Origin of the sequence: uncultured Roseovarius sp., from assembly GCF_913054395.1 — a bacterium.
Classification (GTDB): Bacteria; Pseudomonadota; Alphaproteobacteria; order Rhodobacterales; family Rhodobacteraceae; genus Roseovarius.
Window position 1 is genome coordinate 1 of record NZ_CAJXIP010000066.1, and the last position, 18,747, is coordinate 18,747.

Annotated in this window: 11 protein-coding genes and 1 pseudogene; 9 read left to right on the plus strand and 3 right to left on the minus strand. The window is 63.0% G+C overall.

The genetic code is table 11. The features are described 5' to 3' along the window. Window positions 1-275: 275 nt before the first annotated feature. From QZ522_RS10620 to QZ522_RS10650, 7 genes are all read left to right on the plus strand, one after another. On the plus strand, window positions 276-692 hold the full coding sequence (locus QZ522_RS10620) for a molybdopterin-dependent oxidoreductase (RefSeq protein ID WP_294610904.1): 417 nt from the start codon (window positions 276-278) through the stop codon (window positions 690-692). Between the two features lie 67 nt (window positions 693-759). Next, window positions 760-3,306: an ATP-binding protein gene (locus tag QZ522_RS10625; RefSeq protein WP_294610907.1), complete on the plus strand. Its 2,547-nt coding sequence runs from the start codon at window positions 760-762 to the stop codon at window positions 3,304-3,306. Between the two features lie 145 nt (window positions 3,307-3,451). After that, complete coding sequence (locus QZ522_RS10630; RefSeq protein WP_294610910.1) at window positions 3,452-4,564, plus strand: efflux RND transporter periplasmic adaptor subunit; 1,113 nt, start codon at window positions 3,452-3,454, stop codon at window positions 4,562-4,564. After that, window positions 4,561-7,662, plus strand: a complete 3,102-nt coding sequence (locus tag QZ522_RS10635; RefSeq protein ID WP_294610913.1) for an efflux RND transporter permease subunit — start codon at window positions 4,561-4,563, stop codon at window positions 7,660-7,662. The genes QZ522_RS10630 and QZ522_RS10635 overlap by 4 nt, the downstream gene beginning before the upstream one ends. A gap of 105 nt (window positions 7,663-7,767) precedes the next feature. Further along, window positions 7,768-9,564 (plus strand): autotransporter assembly complex family protein, encoded by a 1,797-nt coding sequence (locus QZ522_RS10640; protein ID WP_294610916.1) that lies wholly within the window; start codon window positions 7,768-7,770, stop codon window positions 9,562-9,564. Continuing rightward, complete coding sequence (locus QZ522_RS10645) at window positions 9,564-13,301, plus strand: translocation/assembly module TamB domain-containing protein (protein ID WP_294610919.1); 3,738 nt, start codon at window positions 9,564-9,566, stop codon at window positions 13,299-13,301. The genes QZ522_RS10640 and QZ522_RS10645 overlap by 1 nt, the downstream gene beginning before the upstream one ends. Window positions 13,302-13,305: 4 nt before the next feature. Next, on the plus strand, window positions 13,306-13,644 hold the full coding sequence (locus tag QZ522_RS10650; RefSeq protein ID WP_294610922.1) for a TfoX/Sxy family protein: 339 nt from the start codon (window positions 13,306-13,308) through the stop codon (window positions 13,642-13,644). On the opposite strand, the gene QZ522_RS10655 is transcribed toward QZ522_RS10650, so the two are convergent. The 3 genes from QZ522_RS10655 to QZ522_RS10665 are packed head-to-tail and all read right to left on the minus strand — an operon-like array spanning window position 13,641 to window position 16,663. Then, window positions 13,641-14,792 carry an aminotransferase class I/II-fold pyridoxal phosphate-dependent enzyme gene (locus tag QZ522_RS10655; protein WP_294610925.1) on the minus strand — a complete coding sequence of 384 codons (1,152 nt, stop codon included), beginning with the start codon at window positions 14,790-14,792 and terminating at the stop codon, window positions 13,641-13,643. The two genes, QZ522_RS10650 and QZ522_RS10655, sit on opposite strands and share 4 nt — an antisense overlap. A 6-nt stretch (window positions 14,793-14,798) precedes the next feature. Next, window positions 14,799-15,542 (minus strand): Asp/Glu racemase, encoded by a 744-nt coding sequence (locus QZ522_RS10660; protein WP_294610928.1) that lies wholly within the window; start codon window positions 15,540-15,542, stop codon window positions 14,799-14,801. Further along, window positions 15,542-16,663 carry an anhydro-N-acetylmuramic acid kinase gene (locus QZ522_RS10665; RefSeq protein WP_294610931.1) on the minus strand — a complete coding sequence of 374 codons (1,122 nt, stop codon included), beginning with the start codon at window positions 16,661-16,663 and terminating at the stop codon, window positions 15,542-15,544. The genes QZ522_RS10660 and QZ522_RS10665 overlap by 1 nt, the downstream gene beginning before the upstream one ends. Window positions 16,664-16,726: 63 nt before the next feature. Here QZ522_RS10665 and tyrS point away from each other — a divergent pair, with 63 nt between their 5' ends. Together tyrS and QZ522_RS10675 are read left to right on the plus strand one after the other, a co-directional pair. Continuing rightward, window positions 16,727-17,983 (plus strand): tyrosine--tRNA ligase, encoded by a 1,257-nt coding sequence (gene tyrS / locus QZ522_RS10670; protein ID WP_294610934.1) that lies wholly within the window; start codon window positions 16,727-16,729, stop codon window positions 17,981-17,983. Between the two features lie 184 nt (window positions 17,984-18,167). Further along, window positions 18,168-18,747 (plus strand): annotated as a pseudogene (locus QZ522_RS10675) (arsenical-resistance protein); the annotation flags it as partial.

An 18,747-nucleotide genomic window follows, 5' to 3' on the forward strand; every position in this document is an offset into this window, starting at 1 on the left:
CAATATAATCCCAACCACCTTAACCGCACATTGAAGCGGTTCGCCAGCGATCGCTTGAAAAATTGGAACGTTAACCTCCAAAATACTTTTTCAATTATATACTGAGCCTACCCAATTGCATAGGGGAATGGATTTAACATCAGAAACATCCAGAATGGCATATCCAGCCAAAAGGGGTCATAATGAATAAGCGTTCGTTTTTATCTGTGGTAACAGCCTGTTTTTTATGGACTTTCGGCACCCCTGTTTTTCATGCAACCGCAGAACAACCCCCCGTGATCCTGACCATCACCCTGCCCGGCGAGGAAACCGGAACGCCGCAGGTCATCGCTCTTACGGAACAGGATTTGCGCGCGCTTCCGGCGCTGTCCTATGACACCACGACAATCTGGACCACAGGGAAACAGCGTTTTACAGGCGTGCCGCTTTTTACCCTGCTTGAACATTTTGACATTGAAGCGGCAAAACTCGAATTGCAGGCAGTGAATGATTACTCCATCGCCCTGCCCGTCGACGAAATCACGCCCGATGCCCCGATCGTTGCCTATGAGCGCAACAACAAACCGATGAAACTTCGGGATAAAGGCCCTCTGTGGCTTATCTATGATTATGACAGCAACGCCGATTATCGCACCGAAACTATCTTTTCGCGCAGTATCTGGCAACTCGACCGGATAACGGCAATCCGCTAGAACGAACCGTGACACCGGTTCGGCTGCCATGCCTGAATCGGCGCAAAAGCCCTAAGGGATGCTGGAAATGGCTGCCGCGAAGGTGCTGAAATCAATATCGAGTCGCCGCGTGCAGCTCATGGCGCTGAGCCTGCTGGCCGCGCTTTGCCTTGTGGCCGCGTCGGTCCTGATCACTGCCGTCTTCGACAAGCTTGGAAAATACGGCTCCGCCACTCAGGACGGCGTGTATTGGACAATGTCTCAGCTTGAAGTGGACCAACTCAAGCTGATGGTCGGGCTTGAGCGCATGAAAACCGACAACACCCCGGATCTGGATGCGCTTCGCCAAAGGTTCGATGTGTTCTACAGCCGGGTGAAAACGCTTGAAAATGGCGCGCTTTACCGCAGCATTCTGGACGGCAACAACGCCGAGGCCGAACTTGGAGTCATCTCCGGGATACTGGATCAGATGGTCGAAATCATCGACAGCGACGATGCGGCGCTTCTGGCCGCGCGGGGACAGATGGCCACGATGGTGACCGACCTGACAGACCCGATCCGTGCAATCGCCCTGCTCGGAATAAAGGCTGGCGCGGCGCGCGCGGACAAGGAGCGCAACGCGCTCACCTCGCAGATCGTCACCCTGACGGTTCTTGCTCTCTTGATGGTCAGCGCCCTTTTCCTCGCATTGCTGCTTGTCTGGCGCCTTTATAAGGATTCCCGCAAACGAGCCGAGGAAAGCCGCAACACGACCAACCGCCTTACCACCATTCTCAACACCTCACAGGACGGTATTCTGGTGCTCGGTCCCTCGGGGGATGTGCGCGATACCAATGGCGTCGCAAACAGTATGTTCGCCCTTCCGTGTGATGGGTCACCATCTGTCCGGATTTGCAAATTCCTGTTTCGCAGCGATCATGACGGCACCCTGACCCCGCTTGACGGTGCAACGCTCATGACGGCATGCGCGCACGGCGCCAAGCGGTTAGACGATATCGTCGTACAAAGCCTCGACGGGCGGAAATTCCCGGCGGAAATTTCCGCCGACGTCGCCCTCCATGGGGATATCTCGGTCTGTATCTGTTTCGTGCGGGACCTCTCGGATCGCCGCGCCGCCGAGGCCGAGATCCTTTCGGCCCGCGACCGTGCCCTGTCCGGCGAACGGGCCAAGGCGCGCTTTCTCGGCATGATCAGCCATGAGATGCGCACCCCCCTGCACGGCATCCTTGGGGCGCTGGAACTGATGCAGGATACGGGCCTGACCAGTGAACAGGACCGCTATGCGCGCGTGATGAAATCCTCGGGCCAAATGCTTTTGACCCAGATCAGCGATGCACTTGACATGTCCCAGGCCGAAGCCGGAAAGATGGTGCTGCGTCCGGGCCAGTTTGACCTTGACCTGATGTTGCGCGATCTGTTCGAGAACCAACAGCCAATGGCGGATGCGCGCAATAACAGACTGCGGCTTTTGTCGCCCGAAGGCGGTATCGGCCGGGTCGAGGGCGACCGCGACCGGGTTTACCAGGTACTGCTCAATCTGGTGTCAAATGCCATAAAATTCACGGAAAACGGCGAGATCACCATCGAAGCGGCGCGCACGCGGGCCTCGCCTGACGGCAACGCCATCGTCGAATTCCAGATAAGCGATACCGGCATTGGTATCAGCGCCGAGCATATGCCGACGATCTTCGAGGATTTCGTACGCGTCAGTTCCGCCGACAGCGATCAACCCGAGGGCACCGGCCTTGGCCTTGGCATCGCACGTCACCTGGTCACGCTGATGGGTGGCGTCATCGGCGCCGAAAGCGTGCCGACGGAAGGCAGCCTGTTCTGGGTCCGCATCCCGCTGCCCGCAGAGGGTGCCGCCGCCCCCGCGCCGCGCCCCAAAACCCCGCCCGCAGACATTGCACCGCTCAATGTGCTTGTGGTTGAGGATAACGCCAACAACCGCCTGGTGATCGAGGTGATGCTGAAGAATGACGGTCATAGCGTCACCCTGGCCCGTGACGGGGTCGAGGGCGTGGCCCTTGCCAATGCAACGCGCTTTGACCTGATCCTGATGGATATCAACATGCCACGCATGGATGGCATTGCGGCGACCAGAACCATCCGCGACGGAAACGGCGCTTCTGCGGCGACGCGTATCGTGGCGCTCACCGCCCATTTCAGTTCTGACAAAGCTCTTGAATTGCGCGCGGCGGGCATGGATGACGTTGAAACCAAGCCCCTGCGCCGCGCCACTCTGCGCGATCTTTTGGCCGGTATTTCTCCGGCTGCGCCCGCACCAAACCCTCTGGTCTGCGTCGATACCTCGCTTCTCGCCGAGCTTGGCGGCACCCTGCCCGCCGCCAGCATCCAGGGCCTGCTCGACAGGTTTCAAACCGAGGGGGAACAGATTGTCGCGGACCTTGACCACCTGCGCAGCCTGCCGCCCGAGAAACTGGCCGACCGCCTGCATGGCTTTGCCGGATCGGCGGCCACCACCGGCGCCGTGGCACTGCACGCCCTTTTGGTCGAGGCCGAAAATGCGCTTCGACGTGGCGACGGGCAGACGGCAGAGAGGCTTTTGGGCGAGCTGCCAAGCCTCTGGACCGATACCATGGCCAAGCTTTCAGCGCACCATCGGGCGGCCTGATCACATTCACCGGACAGGCCCCCCGCAATACGTCACAAACAGTTGCCTTTCGTCCGGCTTACTATACCTTTCCAATGCATTAAGATGATGCGACGACGCCCCATGGCATAATGGGGCAGCTTTTGGCGAACGGGGCCCGATATAGATGTCAGTCTGGAAACAACTCTTACTGCTTTGTCTGCTCGCGGGCGGCGCCTATGGCGGATACGAGGCCTATAGGATCTATTTCGCGCCCACCGTCGTGGCCGAGACCCCCGCGAGCGGCGCGCGCCCCGTTACGGTCGAGCTTGCGCGCGCCGAAACCCGGCTTTTGCAACAGACGATCGAGGCCGTCGGCACCACCCGCGCTCTGCAATCCATCGAGATCGTCCCCGAAGTTGACGGCCGCCTGATCGAACTGGCGATCGAGCCCGGCGCCAAGGTGGAGAAAGGCGATATCCTCGCCCGTCTAGATGACACCATCGAGCGCGCCGATCTAGTCGAGGCCGAGGCCGTTCTTACCGAACAGCGCCAGACCGTCGAGCGCATCCGCCAGCTGCGCCTGACCAATGCCGTCTCGCAGGCCAGTCAGGAAGAGGCCACCGCCCGTCTCGCCGAGGCCACGGCCGAGGTTGAACGCGCCCGCCGCCGCCTTGCGGACCGCATCATAAGCGCGCCCTTTGCCGGGGTTGTGGGGCTGACGAATTACGACGTCGGGGCGCGGGTATCAGAGGGCCAGGTGTTGACCAGGCTTGATGATCTGAGCGAGGTCGAGGTTGAATTTTCCCTGCCCGAAACCCTGTTTGCCCAGATCGAGCGCGGCCAGAAACTGACCGCCCGCAGCGCCGCCTTTCCGGGACGCGAGTTCACAGGCACGATCGACGCGGTCGACAACCGGATCGACCCGCTCAGCCGTGCTTTTCGGACCCGCGCCCTTATTCCGAACCCCGACAGCACCCTGCCTGCGGGCATGTTCCTGTCGCTCAAGCTTGTCCTGTCAGAAACAGAAGAGTTTGTCGTGCCGGAAGAGGCAATCATCTTTCAGGCTGCCGAAACCTATGTATTCGTGAATGAAAACGGCAAGGCAGCACGCCGCGTTGTGGTCACCGGACAGCGGCTTGACGGTGCGATTGCCGTCACCTCGGGGCTTTCCTCCGGTGAAGAGGTGATCATTCGCGGCCTGCAACGGGTACGTCCCGGCAGCGATCTCAAGATCAAGGGCGAAGACACCGGCGCCACCGCTGAAACCGTTGCCAAAACCCCGGAAAAAGCGACATGACCCTGTCGGACATCTCGATCCGCCGCCCGGTTCTGGCCGCAGTCGCAAGCCTGTTGATCGTGATTTTCGGACTGGCGGCCCTGCGCTCTGTGCCGGTACGCGAACTGCCGGATGTGGACAATGCCGTGGTCACCGTCACCACCACCTATCGCGGCGCGGCGCCCGAGGTGATCGACACCGACCTGACCGAGACCGTCGAGGGCGCGATTGCCTCGATCTCGGGTATCCGCTCGATCAGTTCCGAGAGCCGTCAGGGCCGCTCGCGGGTGACCATCGAATTTGACAGCGGCACCGATATCGACGTGGCCGCAAATGACGTGCGCGACGCGGTCGGCCGGGTGCGCGGCGATCTGCCGGAAGAGGCCGACGAACCGCAGGTCGTCAAAAGCGACGCCGACGCCGACCCGGTGATGCGCCTCGCCATCACCTCGGACCGGATGACCACCGCCGAGATCACGGATTACATTGACCGCTTTGTCGTTGATCGCATCGCCACGCTCGACGGGGTGGCCAATGTCGACATTTATGGCGCCCGCCCGTTTGCGGTGCGGATCTGGATTGACCGGCGGGCCCTTGCTGCACGCAATCTTGCGGTGTCGGATGTCGAGGCGGCGCTGCGGCGCAACAATATCGAACTGCCCGCAGGCGAGGTTGAATCCTATAACCGCCAGCTTTCCGTGCGCCTCAACAGCCGCATGACGAGCATAGAGGATTTTCGCGAAATCGTGCTTGATCACGTGGCGGGCTATCCTGTGCGCCTTGGAGATGTGGCGCGCATTGCCCCCGGTGTGGCCGACGACAGCACTATCGTGCGCACCAATGGCCGTGATGCCGTCGGCGTCGCCGTCCTGCGCCAAAGCCAGTCGAACACGCTGGCGATTTCCAAGGCGGTGCGTGCCGAGATCAAATTGCTGAACGAAAGCCTGCCCGAGGGCATGCGGATCATCGTCGGCTCGGATGACGCGCTTTTTGTCGGGGCCTCGATCCGTGAAGTGGTGACCGCGCTGTTCATCTCGCTGGCGCTGGTGATTGCGGTGATCCTGTTGTTCCTGCGCAGCATCCGCGCCACGCTTATCCCGGCGATCACGATTCCGGTCTCGCTGATCGGGTGTTTCCTCCTGATCGGCCTCTGGGGGTTTTCCCTCAACACGCTGACGCTTCTGGCGCTGTTGCTGGCGATCGGGCTTGTGGTGGATGACGCGATCGTGGTGCTTGAGAATATCCAGCGCAGGATCGAAAACGGCGAATCCCCGATCGTGGCAAGCCTCAAGGGCGCGCGGCAGGTAACATTCGCGGTGATTGCCACCTCGCTGACGCTCATTGCGGTCTTTGTGCCGCTGTCATTCATGCCCGGACAGGTCGGGCGCCTGTTTGTCGAATTCGGCTGGGTCATGGCGGGCACGGTCGCGATTTCGACCTTTGTGGCGCTCACCGCCTGCCCTGCCCTGGCTGCCAAGGTTCTGAGCGCACGCAAGATCCGCAAGGCCGCCGCCGCGACCATGCCAGAGCGAGAGCCTTTTCTGCTTCGGCTTTATCGCGGGCTTTTGGTACGTGCCATCGCCATGCCGCTGGTGGTTCTGTCGGTCACCTTTGTCCTGACCGCCGGTGCGGCGCTTTTCTATGACGGCCTGCCGCGCGAATTGGCCCCGCGCGAGGATCGCGGTGTCGGCTTCGTCCCGCTCACCGCCCCGCAGGGCAGTACCGTGGCGCATTCCGATCTTGCCGCGCGCCAGGTCGAGGCAATCCTGGAACCGATGCGCCAGTCCGGCGAGATCGAAACCGTCTTTACCTTTACCGGCTGGGGCGGGCGGGCCTGGCGGTCCTTCGTGGTCTATCGCCTTGCCCCCTGGGAAGAGCGCGACCGCCCGATTTCGGCGCTTGTGGGCGATATTGCCCCGCAAATGGGCAATGTCACCATCGCGCGCGGCTTTCCGGTGACGCCGGCCGGCCTTGGACTGCGCGGCAATTCCACCCCGGTTCGGGTGGTGGTCGGCGGCCCGGACTTCGACAGTGTCAAGGACTGGGCGCTAGAGCTTTTGGCCCGCGCCGAAACCGTCGAGGGGCTGGTCAACCCCGAGATCAACTTTGAACAGAACCTGCCGCAGCTGGACGTCAGCATTGATCGCGCCCGCGCCGATGATCTTGGAATTTCGGCCGATGTGATCGCGGCCACCCTGCAAACCATGCTCGCCTCGCGCGAGGTGACCACCTTTGTCAGCCGCGGTCGTGAATATCCAGTGCTTGTGCAGGCCGAAGAGGCCGACCGGCGCACGCCTTCGGACATCTCGAACATTTTCCTGCGCGCCGGTGACGGGGAAACCCTTGTGCCGCTTGGGGCCTTGGTGACGATCAATGAAAACGCCGCCGCCCCATCGCTGCGCCGGTTTGACCGCCTGCCCTCGATTCAGCTTTCGGGGGCGCTTGCGCCGGGGGCCGATCTTGGCGGTGTTCTGACCCAGCTTGAAACCATCGCAGCCGAAATCCTGCCGCCCGAGGCCAAGCTTGGCTATGACGGGCAATCGCGCACCTACAAGGACACTTCCGGCGGGGTCGGCGTGGTGTTCTTGCTGGCGCTTCTGATCGTTTACCTTGTTCTGGCGGCACAGTTCGAAAGTTTCATTCATCCGCTGGTGATCATGCTGACCGTACCGATCGGGATAGCGGGGGCAATCTATGCCATGGCGATTGGGGGGCTGTCGCTGAATGTCTATAGCCAGATCGGCATCATCCTGTTGATCGGGCTGATTTCCAAGAACGGCATCCTGATCGTCGAATTCGCCAATCAATTGCGCGACGAAGGCCATACCGTGCGCGACGCGGTAATCGAGGCCTCGGTGCTGCGGCTGCGGCCTATCGTGATGACCGCGATTTCCACCGTTCTGGGCGCGATGCCGTTGGTTCTAGCCAATGGTGCGGGCGCCGAAAGCCGGATCGCCGTGGGCACGGTGATTGTCGCGGGGCTAAGCATGGCAACCGTCCTGATGCTCTTTGTGACGCCGATTCTCTATGACCTTCTGGCGCGTTTCACCAAGCCGCGCGGGGCCATCGAAAAGGCCCTCGAAGCAGAGCTTGCCGCAAGCGCGCATCCGGCTGAGTGATTTTCCGCCCATTCGCCCTGTCTCTGCAAGGCGGGTAGTCTTCCTACCCGGTTGATGCGATAATTATTCATGTTTTGTGGACCTCTTGAAGTGGTAGAATCACATTTGAAACACTCTCTTTTCGCTGCGGTTTTCGTGGCCTTCCTGCCGTTTGGAGCACATGCAGCAAAGGTCACTGTCACCACCCCGAACGCCCCCGAGGGCTTTAACGAAAAGCTGCGCAGCGCCTCACTCAGCCTGAGTACCGCCGAGCGTGACGATGCTACCGCGCAGGACCTTCTGGCCGCCGCGCAATCGGATTACGCGCGGCTGATCGGCGTGCTTTACGCCGAGGGCTATTTCGGCGGCGTGATCACCATCCGCGTGGACGGAAAAGAGGCTGCAAGCATCCCGCCGCTGCGCGCGCCCGGCGAGGTGCGCCGGATTGATATCACCGTGGACCGACGCGCCGAATTCACCTTTGGCACCGCCCACGTGACGCCCCTGCATCCGCGCATCGTGCTGCCCGAGGGGTTTGCCACCGGCAAGCCCGCGCGCGGCGATCTGATTGGCGAGGCCGCGCGCAGCGGCGTGGACGGCTGGCGCGCGAAGGGTCATGCCAAGGCCGCGGTCACGGATCAGTCGATCACCGCGGATCACGCGCGCAAGACGCTTGACGCCGATATCACGCTCGCACCCGGCCCGCGCCTGCGCTTTGGCGCGCTCATTGTCCAAGAGACCGGGCGCCCAAGCCGCGTGCGCCCCTCGCGCATCCGTGCCATCGCCGGGCTGCCGACCGGCAAGGCCTTTTCGCCCGACACACTCAACCAATCGGCCACGCGACTACGACGCAGTGGCGCATTTCGCTCGGTGGTCATGACCGAGGCCGAAACTCCGAATCCCGACGGGACATTAGATATCACCACCCGCGTGGTCGATGCCAAGCGCCGCCGGATTGGCGTCGGCGCTGAGCTTTCCTCTCTCGAAGGGCTGACACTGACCGGGTTCTGGCTCCATCGCAATCTTTTGGGCGGGGCCGAGCGGCTTCGGTTTGACGGTATGATCGGGGGCATCGGCGGCAACTCGGGGGGCGAGGATTATCGCCTTGGGGTGCGCTATGACCGCCCCGCCACCTTCAGCCCGGACACCAGCCTGTTCCTTCAGGCGAGCATCGAGGAAAGCAACGAACCAGATTACCGCGAACGCAGCGTCGAAATCGGCGGCGGCCTCAGCCATATCTTTTCCAAATACCTCACAGCCGAGGCCGGGCTCAGCTATCGTTATTCCGAGATTGACGACGATCTTGGCTCGCGCAGCCTGCAACATCTGCTGTTTCCGCTGCGCGCCACATGGGACCGGCGCCGCGCCAGCGCGCTCAACCCCAAATCCGGGCAATATGTCGATCTTACGCTGACGCCATTTCTTGGGCTCGAAAGCCAGAGCGGCTCTGGCGCGCGGCTGTTTGCCGACGCCCGGACCTATCACAGTATTGGCGAGGCGGATCGCTTTACCTTTGCGGCGCGCGCGCAACTTGGTTCGGTCGCCGGGGCCGAGGTGACCGACGTACCCGCCGATATGTTGTTTTATTCGGGCGGCGCCGACACCGTTCGCGGCCAGGCCTATCAATCGCTCGGCGTCGAACTGTCGCCCGGCGTCACCGTGGGCGGGCGTGCCTTCATGGCGTTTTCCGGCGAATTGCGCGCCGATGTCACGAATACCATCCAGGCGGTCACCTTTGCCGATACCGGCTATGTGGCACAGGATGCCCTTGGGACCGGCAAGGGCGAATGGCATAGTGGCGCGGGCTTTGGCGCACGCTACATGACCGGCGTTGGCCCGATCCGCGTAGATATTGCGACGCCTCTGGATAGCGGCGCGGGCAAGGATTTTGAACTTTATATCGGGATTGGACAGGCATTCTGATGCGCTTTCTTCTTTTTATCGCATTTGCCCTCGCCTGTCTCTCTGCGCCGCTTCTGGCGCAAAGCGCGGATGAGGATCGCGGTTACCTTCAGGCCCTGATCGAGGACAACCTGTCGGGGGCCGGGCGCAAGGTGCGCATCACCGGCTTTGCCGGGGCGCTGTCGTCGCAGGCGACCCTGGAAGAGCTGAGCATCGCCGATGATGTCGGTATCTGGCTGACGCTGCGCGATGTCACGCTCGATTGGACCCGAAGCGCACTTTTGGCGGGCCGGGTCGAGGTCAACCGCCTGTCGGCGGGCGAAATCGACATGCCGCGCCTGCCCAACACCAAAGAAGACCTGAACCCCGAAATGGCCGAGGCGACGCCCTTTGCCCTGCCCGACCTGCCGGTCTCGGTCAATATCGGCGAAATCAGCGTCGAGACCGTGACCCTTGGCGCGCCCATTCTCGGCCAGAAAACAGAATTGCGCCTGACCGGCGGGTTAAGGCTCGGCTCGGGCGAAGGCGAGGCACAGCTTGACGTGACCCGGCTTGACGAGCGCGGCGCGCTGACGCTGGCGGCGGCCTATGTCAATGCCACCGAGGTTCTCGCGCTTGACCTCAAGCTGCGCGAGGATGAGGGCGGCATCGCGTCGACCCTCCTCAACCTGCCCGATAGCCCGTCAATCGCCCTCGGCATCACCGGCGAGGCGCCCCTTTCGGATTTCACCGCCGACATAAGCCTGGCCTCCGCCGGTGAGCCGCGCCTTGACGGAACCGTGACGATCGGCGCCGATGGCCCTCCAGAGGCCCCGGCGCGCGCATTCACCGCCGCACTTGCCGGTGATCTCACCCCGCTCATGGCTGCCGAATATCGCAGCTTCTTCGGCACCGACAGCCAGCTTGTCCTGCAAGGTATGCGCCAGGCCGGTGGCGCGCTTGAGATCAGCGATTTCAATCTTGCCGCCGCGCAATTGCAATTGGCGGGCTCGCTGGCACTGGATGCGGCCGGATGGCCCACCGCCTTTGCCCTCTCGGGGCAGTTGGGCGATGGCGCGACGCCCGTGCGCCTTCCCCTCTCCGGCCCGCCGACCGAGATCCTGTCGGCGCTGATCGAGGCGCGGTTTGATGCCGCCCGTGGTGATCGCTGGCGCGCAAATGTAACGCTGTCGGGGCTGGACCAACCGGGCATTGCTATCTCTGAGGCGAGCCTTTCGGGCCGGGGTGCCATCCGGCGCAACGCCCCGCGCGGCGTGTCGGCGCTGACCGAATTTGCGGTTCGCGGCCTGGCCCTTGATGACCCGGCCCTTGCCAGGGCTGCGGGCGATGCGCTTTCGGGGCACGCCACGCTGAACTGGACCGAGGGCAAACCGCTTGACCTTCTTGGCCTGCGTATACGCGGCGGCGATGTCTGGCTGGCGGGGCACGGCAGGATCGACAACCTTGCCGACGGTTTTCCGGTCAGCGGCGAGATCCGCCTTGAGGCCCCCGACCTGAGCCGCTTTGCCGCGCTCGCAGGTCAGGATATCGCCGGTCACGCCAGTGCAACCCTTTCCGGCTCCGGAAGCCTTCTGGGCGGTGATTTCGATATCGAACTTGGCGCCGAAACCCGCGATCTTGCGCTTGGCATGGCACAGCTTGATCCCCTGTTGACAAGCGCCGGGCGGCTTGACCTTTCCGCCAAACGCGACACCACCGGCACCGATCTGCGCCGCCTCCTGATCAACAACAACGTCCTGAACGCCACCGCCACCGGGCGGCTCAGCGGCGAGAGCGGCGCGCTTACCCTTGCCGCGCGCCTGAGCGACCTGGCCCTGGCCGACGACCGCCTGAATGGCCGGGCAGAGGCCAGCGTGAACCTTGGCTGGCAGACCGGTGGTGACGTGACCCTGACCGGGCTTGAGGCCGCGCTGATGGGCGCACAGATCAATGCCACCGGGAGGCTCACACCGGATGCGCCCGGCCTTCCGGTCAGCGGCAACCTCAAGGCGCAGATCTCCGACCTGTCGCAATTCAGCGCACTTACCGGCCAGCGATTGCGCGGCAAGGCAACCTTCACACTCGCGGGCACGGCCAAGGTTCAGGATCAGACCTTTGACATCACCACCGCCCTTGATGGCGAGGATATCGCCACCGGCATTGCCGAAATTGACCGCCTGATTGCCGGGCGCCTCAGCCTTGCCGCCAAGGCCGCACGCACGCCCGAGCGGATCGAGATCGCCAACCTGAGCGCCGAAACCCAGCAGTTCTCGCTGAACGCCACTGGCGAGGGCGGTGACAGCCCGGTCAATTTTACCGCGCGGCTGGCCAATCTGGGGCTGTTTGCGCCTGACTTCAGCGGCCCGGTGTCGGCGCGCGGCAGTGCCCGCCTGATCGGCCGCGATGCACGCCAGATCGCCCTTGATCTCGGCGCAGATGGCCCCGGTGGCACCACGGCGCAACTGACGGGAGATATCTTCGATCATGGCCAGCGGCTTGACCTCGCGGCGCGCGGCGCGCTGCCGCTGGCGCTTGTCAACGGCATGATCCGGCCAAACGCCCTGTTGGGGACGGCCCGCTATGATCTGCGGGTGAATGGCGCGCCGGAACTTGGGGCCGTATCGGGCAGTTTCACCACCAGTGACACGCGCATCGCCCTGCCCGGCACCGGCCTTGGCATCGACAATCTGAGCGGCACGATCACCCTCGCCAATCAACGCGCCGAGACGGATTTTACCGCGCAGATGCGCGATGGCGGCGTGATCCGCGCGCAGGGACCGATTGCCCTTACGCCAGGGTTCAATGGCGAGTTGAACGTCGATCTCGCCGGTCTGGTGCTCAGCGATCGGGAAATCTATGCCACCACCGTGAATGGCAACATTTCGCTGGCGGGGCCGATGACCGGCGGCGCGGTCATCGGTGGGGTTCTGAACCTTGATGAAACCAATATCCGCATCCCCTCGGGACTTGGCGCGAATTCTGTTGCCCTGCCCGACCTGCGCCATATCAACGAACCAGCAGAGGTTCGCGCCACCCGGCAACGCGCCGGGCTGATCGCGGTCGAGACCTCGGGCGGCACGCGGCCCTTTGGTCTGAACCTGTCAATCAACGCGCCCTCGCGGATTTTCGTGCGCGGGCGCGGTCTTGACGCCGAACTTGGCGGGCGGCTGCGCCTTGCGGGCACGACCGATGCGGTCGAACCGGTCGGTGTGTTTCAGCTTATTCGCGGCCGTCTCGACATCCTTGGCAAGCGGCTTGAGCTGACCGAAGGGCTTGTGAACATGCAGGGCGCGCTTGATCCCTTTATCCGCTTTGTCGCCGAAACCACCGCCGAGGATGTGTCGGTCATGATCGTGGTAGAGGGCCTCGCCAGCGCCCCCGAGATAAGCTTTACCTCAGAGCCGGACCTGCCTGAAGAAGAGGTGGTTGCACGGCTGCTGTTCGGGCGCGGCCTTGAAAGCATATCGCCATTTCAGGCGGCACAGCTTGCCTCGGCCGTGGCGACGCTTTCAGGCAGGAGCAACCTTGATGTGGTCGGCAAGTTGCGCGGGGCGGTCGGGCTTAGCGATCTTGACGTGACGCAAACCGAAGAGGGCGACACCGAGGTCAGCGCAGGCGCCTATATCTCGGACAAGATCTATTCCGAGGTGACCGCCGACAGCACCGGCAGGCAACAGATCAACCTGAACCTCGACATCACCAATTCCATCACCCTCAAGGGCGGTGCATCGAACGATGGCAGCACCGGTATCGGCGTGTTTTTCGAGAAGGATTACTAAGGAAATGCCTAGCCCGGTTTCGTCTATCCGCAATCTTGGTCCGGCCACCGATGCCGTCTATGCAAAGGCTGGAATAACAAGCGCCGAGCAACTGCGTGATCTGGGGCCGGATGCGGCCTATGAAAAGCTTCTTCAAAGCGGCGCGCGGGCGCATTTCATCGCCTATTACGCGATGGTAATGGGGCTTCAGGGGCGGCCATGGAATGACTGTCAGGGCGCCGAAAAGACCGCCCTGCGGGCGCGCTTTGATGCCATCAAGGCGCGTGTCGCCGCCAGCGACACGGCACCACAGAGCGAGATCGAGGAAATTCTGAACCGGATCGGAACAGGCCTGCGCCGCTAGGCAGCGGCCCCCTCAAGCGCCTGGGCCAGATCGGCAACAAGATCGCCCGCATCCTCGATCCCGACCGACAGGCGCAACAGCGTTTCGGGAATGCCGGTATCCGGCTCGATCGTGTGGCGATGCTCGACAAGGCTTTCGACGCCACCAAGGGAGGTGGCGCGATGGAAAAGCCGCAAGCGCGCAACCACGTCAAGCGCGCGTGCACGGTCGCCCTTGACCACCACGGACATAAGCGAGCCATAGCCGCCACTCATCTGGCGACTGGCAATCGCGTGCCCCGGATCGCCTTCAAGGCCGGGATAAAGCACGCTTTCGACCCCGGCGTGCCCGTCAAGAAACCGCGCTATCGCCATGGCATTGGTGCACATCCGCTCCACTCGGAGAGGCAGCGTGCGCAAGCCCCGCATCACGAGCCATGCCTCAAACGGGCCGATGATGGCACCGGCGTCATGACGCTCGGTCGCGATGGCCTTCCACAGGGCGCTTGCGCCATCGCGACACGACAGAACCCCGCCAAGAACATCCGCATGCCCGTTGATCGCCTTGCTCGCCGAATGCATCACAATATCGGCCCCGTGATCAAGGGCGCGCGTCAGGATCGGCGTGGCGGCGGTCGCATCAACCACCAGTACCGCGCCCGCCTTATGCGCCAGCCCGGCCGCAGCATTGATGTCGACAGTCTTGAGCCAGGGATTGGACGGTGTCTCGATCCACACCAGATCGGCAGAAGATCGACAGGCCGCCGCCAGGGCGGAGGCATCGGCGGCATCGACCTCTTCAAGGAAAATCCCGCGTCGTGCACAGAAATCGCGCACCCATTTGATCGTGCCCCAGTAAATTCCGTTCTGAAGGATCACCCGTGCCCCGCCCGGCAAAGCGCGGAACACCGCCGCGATTGCCGCCATGCCGGTCGGAAACAAAAGCGTCGCCGCCGCGCCCTCAAGCTGGCGCAGAACCTCTTCGGCCTGGCGCACGCTGTCGTTTTCGTCGCGGCCATATATATTGTCAGGGCGCATCAGGGCGTAATCGGCATCGCGCAGATAGGTGGTGCTCAGGTGAATGCCCGGCACCACGCCAGCGGTTTCGGTATCAGTCGCCCCGGCGGCCTGTGCCGCGATGGTGGCCGGTTTCAGGTGATCGTTTTTCATCGGCTCTCATGCCCTCGCATCAAGATCAAACAGACGCCCCGGCCCCCAGCCGTTGGCGCGCGCCCCGCTCTGGCGCAGCATATCCCAGATCAGCGCCTGGTTGGAACTGACCACCGGCAGCCCAAGCCGGGCTTCGACCGCCTCTATGATGCCAAAGGTCCGCAGGTTGGTGCAACTGGCAAACACCGCCTCGACGCCCTCGACCTGTGCCGCGGCCAGCATCGCCGCCTCGGTCGAGGCCTCGGTGATGCGCGCCACGGTCCAGTCCTCTTTCTGGCCAAAGGTGACCTCGCTCACAACTTCTATGCCCGCATCGCCAAGAGCGGCGCGCATGGGACCGGTGACCTCTGCCACATAGGGCGTGACCATGGCGATGCGGCTGACCCCAAGCGCCCTGAGCGCGGCAATCACCGCCGCAAGCGGATTGGTCACCGCGGTGTCGGGATGCGCCGCGTTGATCAGCCGCGCCACGTTGTCGCTTCCGATGATGGTGGCGCCCGAGGTACAGGCATAGGCGACCGCACTTAGTCCTGCGGGCAAAAGCGCCGCGGTGCGGGTCATTTCAGGCGCCATCAGTTGCAGATCCTCGGGCGTCACATGGGCACTGGCCGGGATGCGGGTGTGAAGCAGGTTGGCATCGCGCCCGGCTATCACCGCGCGGGCCTCGTATTCCAGCGTCTCGTCGGTACTCAGCAGGATCAGCCCAAGACGCAATCCGGCGCCGGCACCCTCGTCAAGTGTATACTCCATCACAAGGCCCCCCGCACGATGTTGCGGTTGTCCGCTCTGCTGATCGTCCCCCCCGAGACCGCCGCGCGCACCCCTGTCGTGCTTGCGCAGGATGTCGGCAAGCCGCGCGCCACGCGCACCGCCAGATGGGCAAAAGCCTGCGCCTCGAGCATGTCACCGTCAAGGCCGACCGCCTCGACCGGTTCGACCGGGCAATCGAGGGCGGCGCGCAGCATATCCATCATCACCGGATTATGCCGCCCGCCCCCCGTCACAAGCAGGCGCTCGGGCGGGCTTGGGCAATGCTCCATCCCGCGCAGCACGGCGGCCGCGCTCATCCCTGTCAGGGTCGCAACCGCATCCGGATCGCCAAGCTCGCCCACCAGCCCGATCATGTCGCTAAAGGTGTCGCGGTCCAGTGACTTGGGCGGCATGCGCATAAAATAGGGCTCGTCTAGGAACAGCTCGAGCGCGCCCTGTACCACCCTGCCGCGCCGCGCCAGGGCGCCGTCGCGATCGAATGGCTCGCCACGCCGCGCCATCATCAGATCGTTGATCGGCGCGTTGGCAGGCCCGGTATCGAACGCCAATAGCGCGCCGTTGCCTTCCGGGCGCGCGTGGCTCGGGTCGACCCAGGTCAGGTTGCCCACCCCGCCGAGATTGAGAAAGGCAATCGGCGCCGTCGCCCCGATCCACTTGGCACAGGCAAAGTGAAAGAACGGCGCCAGCGGCGCGCCCTCGCCGCCAAGCTGAATATCGGCACTGCGGAAATCCCAGACCACCGGCACGCCCAGGCCCTGCGCCAGCACCGCCCCATCGCCAAGCTGATGGGTGCCGCGCCCCTGCGGGTCATGCACCAGGGTCTGGCCGTGAAAGCCGACGATGCCCGCCCCCTCAAACCGGCCAAGCACCTCAAGATGCGCGGCCTCGACAAGACGCGCGGCGGCGTCAAGATCATCGCCCGGCCATTTGCCAAGAGCCGCCGCCAGGATTGCCTGTTCATCGGGCGTATAGGGCCGATAGGCACTTGCGCCAAAGCCATATATCACCTCGCCATCGGTCTCGACCATGGCAGCATCGACCCCGTCCAGAGAGGTGCCCGACATCGCCCCGAGGGCCCAAAGGCGATCTGCGCTCAACATGGCCTTTTCCTTCGTTCATTCCATGCCTATACATGCCGCGCAAACCAAGCCGGGACAAGCGATATGACCTACCACCCTAAATCCGATTTCATGGCGACGATGATGGCGCGCGGCTTCCTTGCCGATTGCACCGATTATCAGGGACTGGACGATGCGCTTGTCGCCGGTGTGGTGCCCGCCTATATCGGCTTTGACGCGACCGCGAAATCGCTTCACGTCGGCAGCCTTATCCAGATCATGATGCTGCGCTGGCTGCAAAAGACGGGGCACAAGCCGATCACCCTGATGGGCGGCGGCACCACCAAGGTGGGCGACCCCAGCTTTCGCGCCGATGAGCGCCCGCTTTTGACCAATGAGCAGATCGACGACAATATTGCCGGTATCCAGAAGGTGTTCGCGGCCTACATCAGCTATGATGACAGCCCGACCGGCGCGCTTATGCTGAACAATGCCGAGTGGCTGGACGATCTGAAATACCTCGATTTCCTACGCGATATCGGCCGTCATTTCAGCGTCAACCGCATGCTGAGCTTCGAGTCGGTGAAATCCCGCCTTGATCGCGAACAGTCGCTGTCATTCCTCGAATTCAACTACATGATCCTTCAGGCCTATGATTTCCTTGAACTGAACCGGCGCTATGGCTGTCTCTTCCAGATGGGCGGAAGCGATCAGTGGGGCAATATCGTCAACGGGATCGACCTGACGCGCCGCGTGCTGGATCATCAGATTTTCGGCCTGACCTCGCCGCTTCTGACCACTTCGGACGGCAAGAAGATGGGCAAAAGCCAGGATGGCGCCGTGTGGCTGAATGCCGATATGTGCGCGCCCTACGAGTTCTGGCAGTTCTGGCGCAACACCACCGATGCCGATACCGGACGGTTTCTCAAGCTTTATACCGAACTGCCAATCGAGGAATGCGAACGGCTTGGCGCGCTTGAAGGAGCCGAGATCAACGAGGCCAAGGTGATCCTTGCCAATGAGGTCACGACGCTGCTCCATGGTGCCGAGGCCGCCGCCGCCGCCCATGCCACCGCCCGCGAGGTGTTTGAAAAGGGCGGCGTCGGGGATGATTTGCCGACCGTGACCCTTGGCATGGCCGATTTTGCCGGGGGTGCGATCTCGATCGTGCAGCTTTTGGTCAAGGCCGGGCTTGTTAAATCCGGCAAGGAGGCCAAGCGTCTGATGCAGGAAAACGGCGCCCGCTTGGACGACGAACCGCTAACAGATGCGGGGCTGATGATCGAGCCGACCGCGTTGAGCAGGCCGATCAAGCTGAGCGCCGGCAAGAAGCGGCATGCCCTGGTGCGGCTGGCCGATTAAGGCCGGGCCGATTAAGGTCGGGCCGAGGCGTCGGGAGGCCGCCGTGGAATGTGAGTATTTTGGGAAAGATGAAAGTCAGGGCCATGCAATAGGGTTCGCCGCACTGCCTGACGGAATTCTGAACCACCTCTGAGCGAGGACGCGCACGATGACCGACCAGACCACGACCGCCACCGCCGGGGGAATGGGGCGATTTGAACGCTGGCTCTCGCTTTGGGTGGCCCTGGCCATGGCGGCGGGGATCACGCTTGGCACGACTGTTCCGGGCGTCTTTCAGGGGCTAGCAGTGCTGGAGGTCGCCTCGGTCAACCTGCCGGTGGCTCTTTTGATCTGGGCGATGGTCTATCCGATGATGGTCGGCGTCGATCCGCGATCCCTGACCGAGGTCGCCAGACAGCCGCAGGGCCTGCTGATTACGCTTGTGGTGAACTGGCTCGTCAAACCCTTCACCATGGCGGCGCTGGCGGTGCTGTTCTTCCAATATGTCTTTGCCCCCTGGATCCCGGCCGAGGACGCGCTGCGATATATCGCGGGTCTGATCCTGCTGGGGGCGGCGCCCTGCACCGCGATGGTGTTTGTCTGGTCGCAACTGACCCGCGGCGACGAAGCCTATACGCTGCTGCAGGTCTCGGTGAATGATCTGATCATGGTCGTCGCCTTTGCGCCCATCGTCGCCCTGTTGCTGGGGGTCACCGATATCACGGTGCCGTGGTCCACGCTGATCCTGTCGGTGCTTCTGTTCATTGCGCTGCCACTGGCGGCGG

What these genes read in the sequence shown, in the direction of transcription:
- QZ522_RS10625 (WP_294610907.1), top strand. Translation starts at nt 760, where the DNA reads ATGGCTGCCGCGAAGGTGCTGAAATCAATATCGAGTCGCCGCGTGCAG.
- QZ522_RS10630 (WP_294610910.1), top strand. Translation starts at nt 3,452, where the DNA reads ATGTCAGTCTGGAAACAACTCTTACTGCTTTGTCTGCTCGCGGGCGGC.
- QZ522_RS10635 (WP_294610913.1), top strand. Translation starts at nt 4,561, where the DNA reads ATGACCCTGTCGGACATCTCGATCCGCCGCCCGGTTCTGGCCGCAGTC.
- QZ522_RS10645 (WP_294610919.1), top strand. Translation starts at nt 9,564, where the DNA reads ATGCGCTTTCTTCTTTTTATCGCATTTGCCCTCGCCTGTCTCTCTGCG.
- QZ522_RS10650 (WP_294610922.1), top strand. Translation starts at nt 13,306, where the DNA reads ATGCCTAGCCCGGTTTCGTCTATCCGCAATCTTGGTCCGGCCACCGAT.
- QZ522_RS10655 (WP_294610925.1), bottom strand. Translation starts at nt 14,792, where the DNA reads ATGAAAAACGATCACCTGAAACCGGCCACCATCGCGGCACAGGCCGCC.
- QZ522_RS10660 (WP_294610928.1), bottom strand. Translation starts at nt 15,542, where the DNA reads ATGGAGTATACACTTGACGAGGGTGCCGGCGCCGGATTGCGTCTTGGG.
- QZ522_RS10665 (WP_294610931.1), bottom strand. Translation starts at nt 16,663, where the DNA reads ATGTTGAGCGCAGATCGCCTTTGGGCCCTCGGGGCGATGTCGGGCACC.
- tyrS (WP_294610934.1), top strand. Translation starts at nt 16,727, where the DNA reads ATGACCTACCACCCTAAATCCGATTTCATGGCGACGATGATGGCGCGC.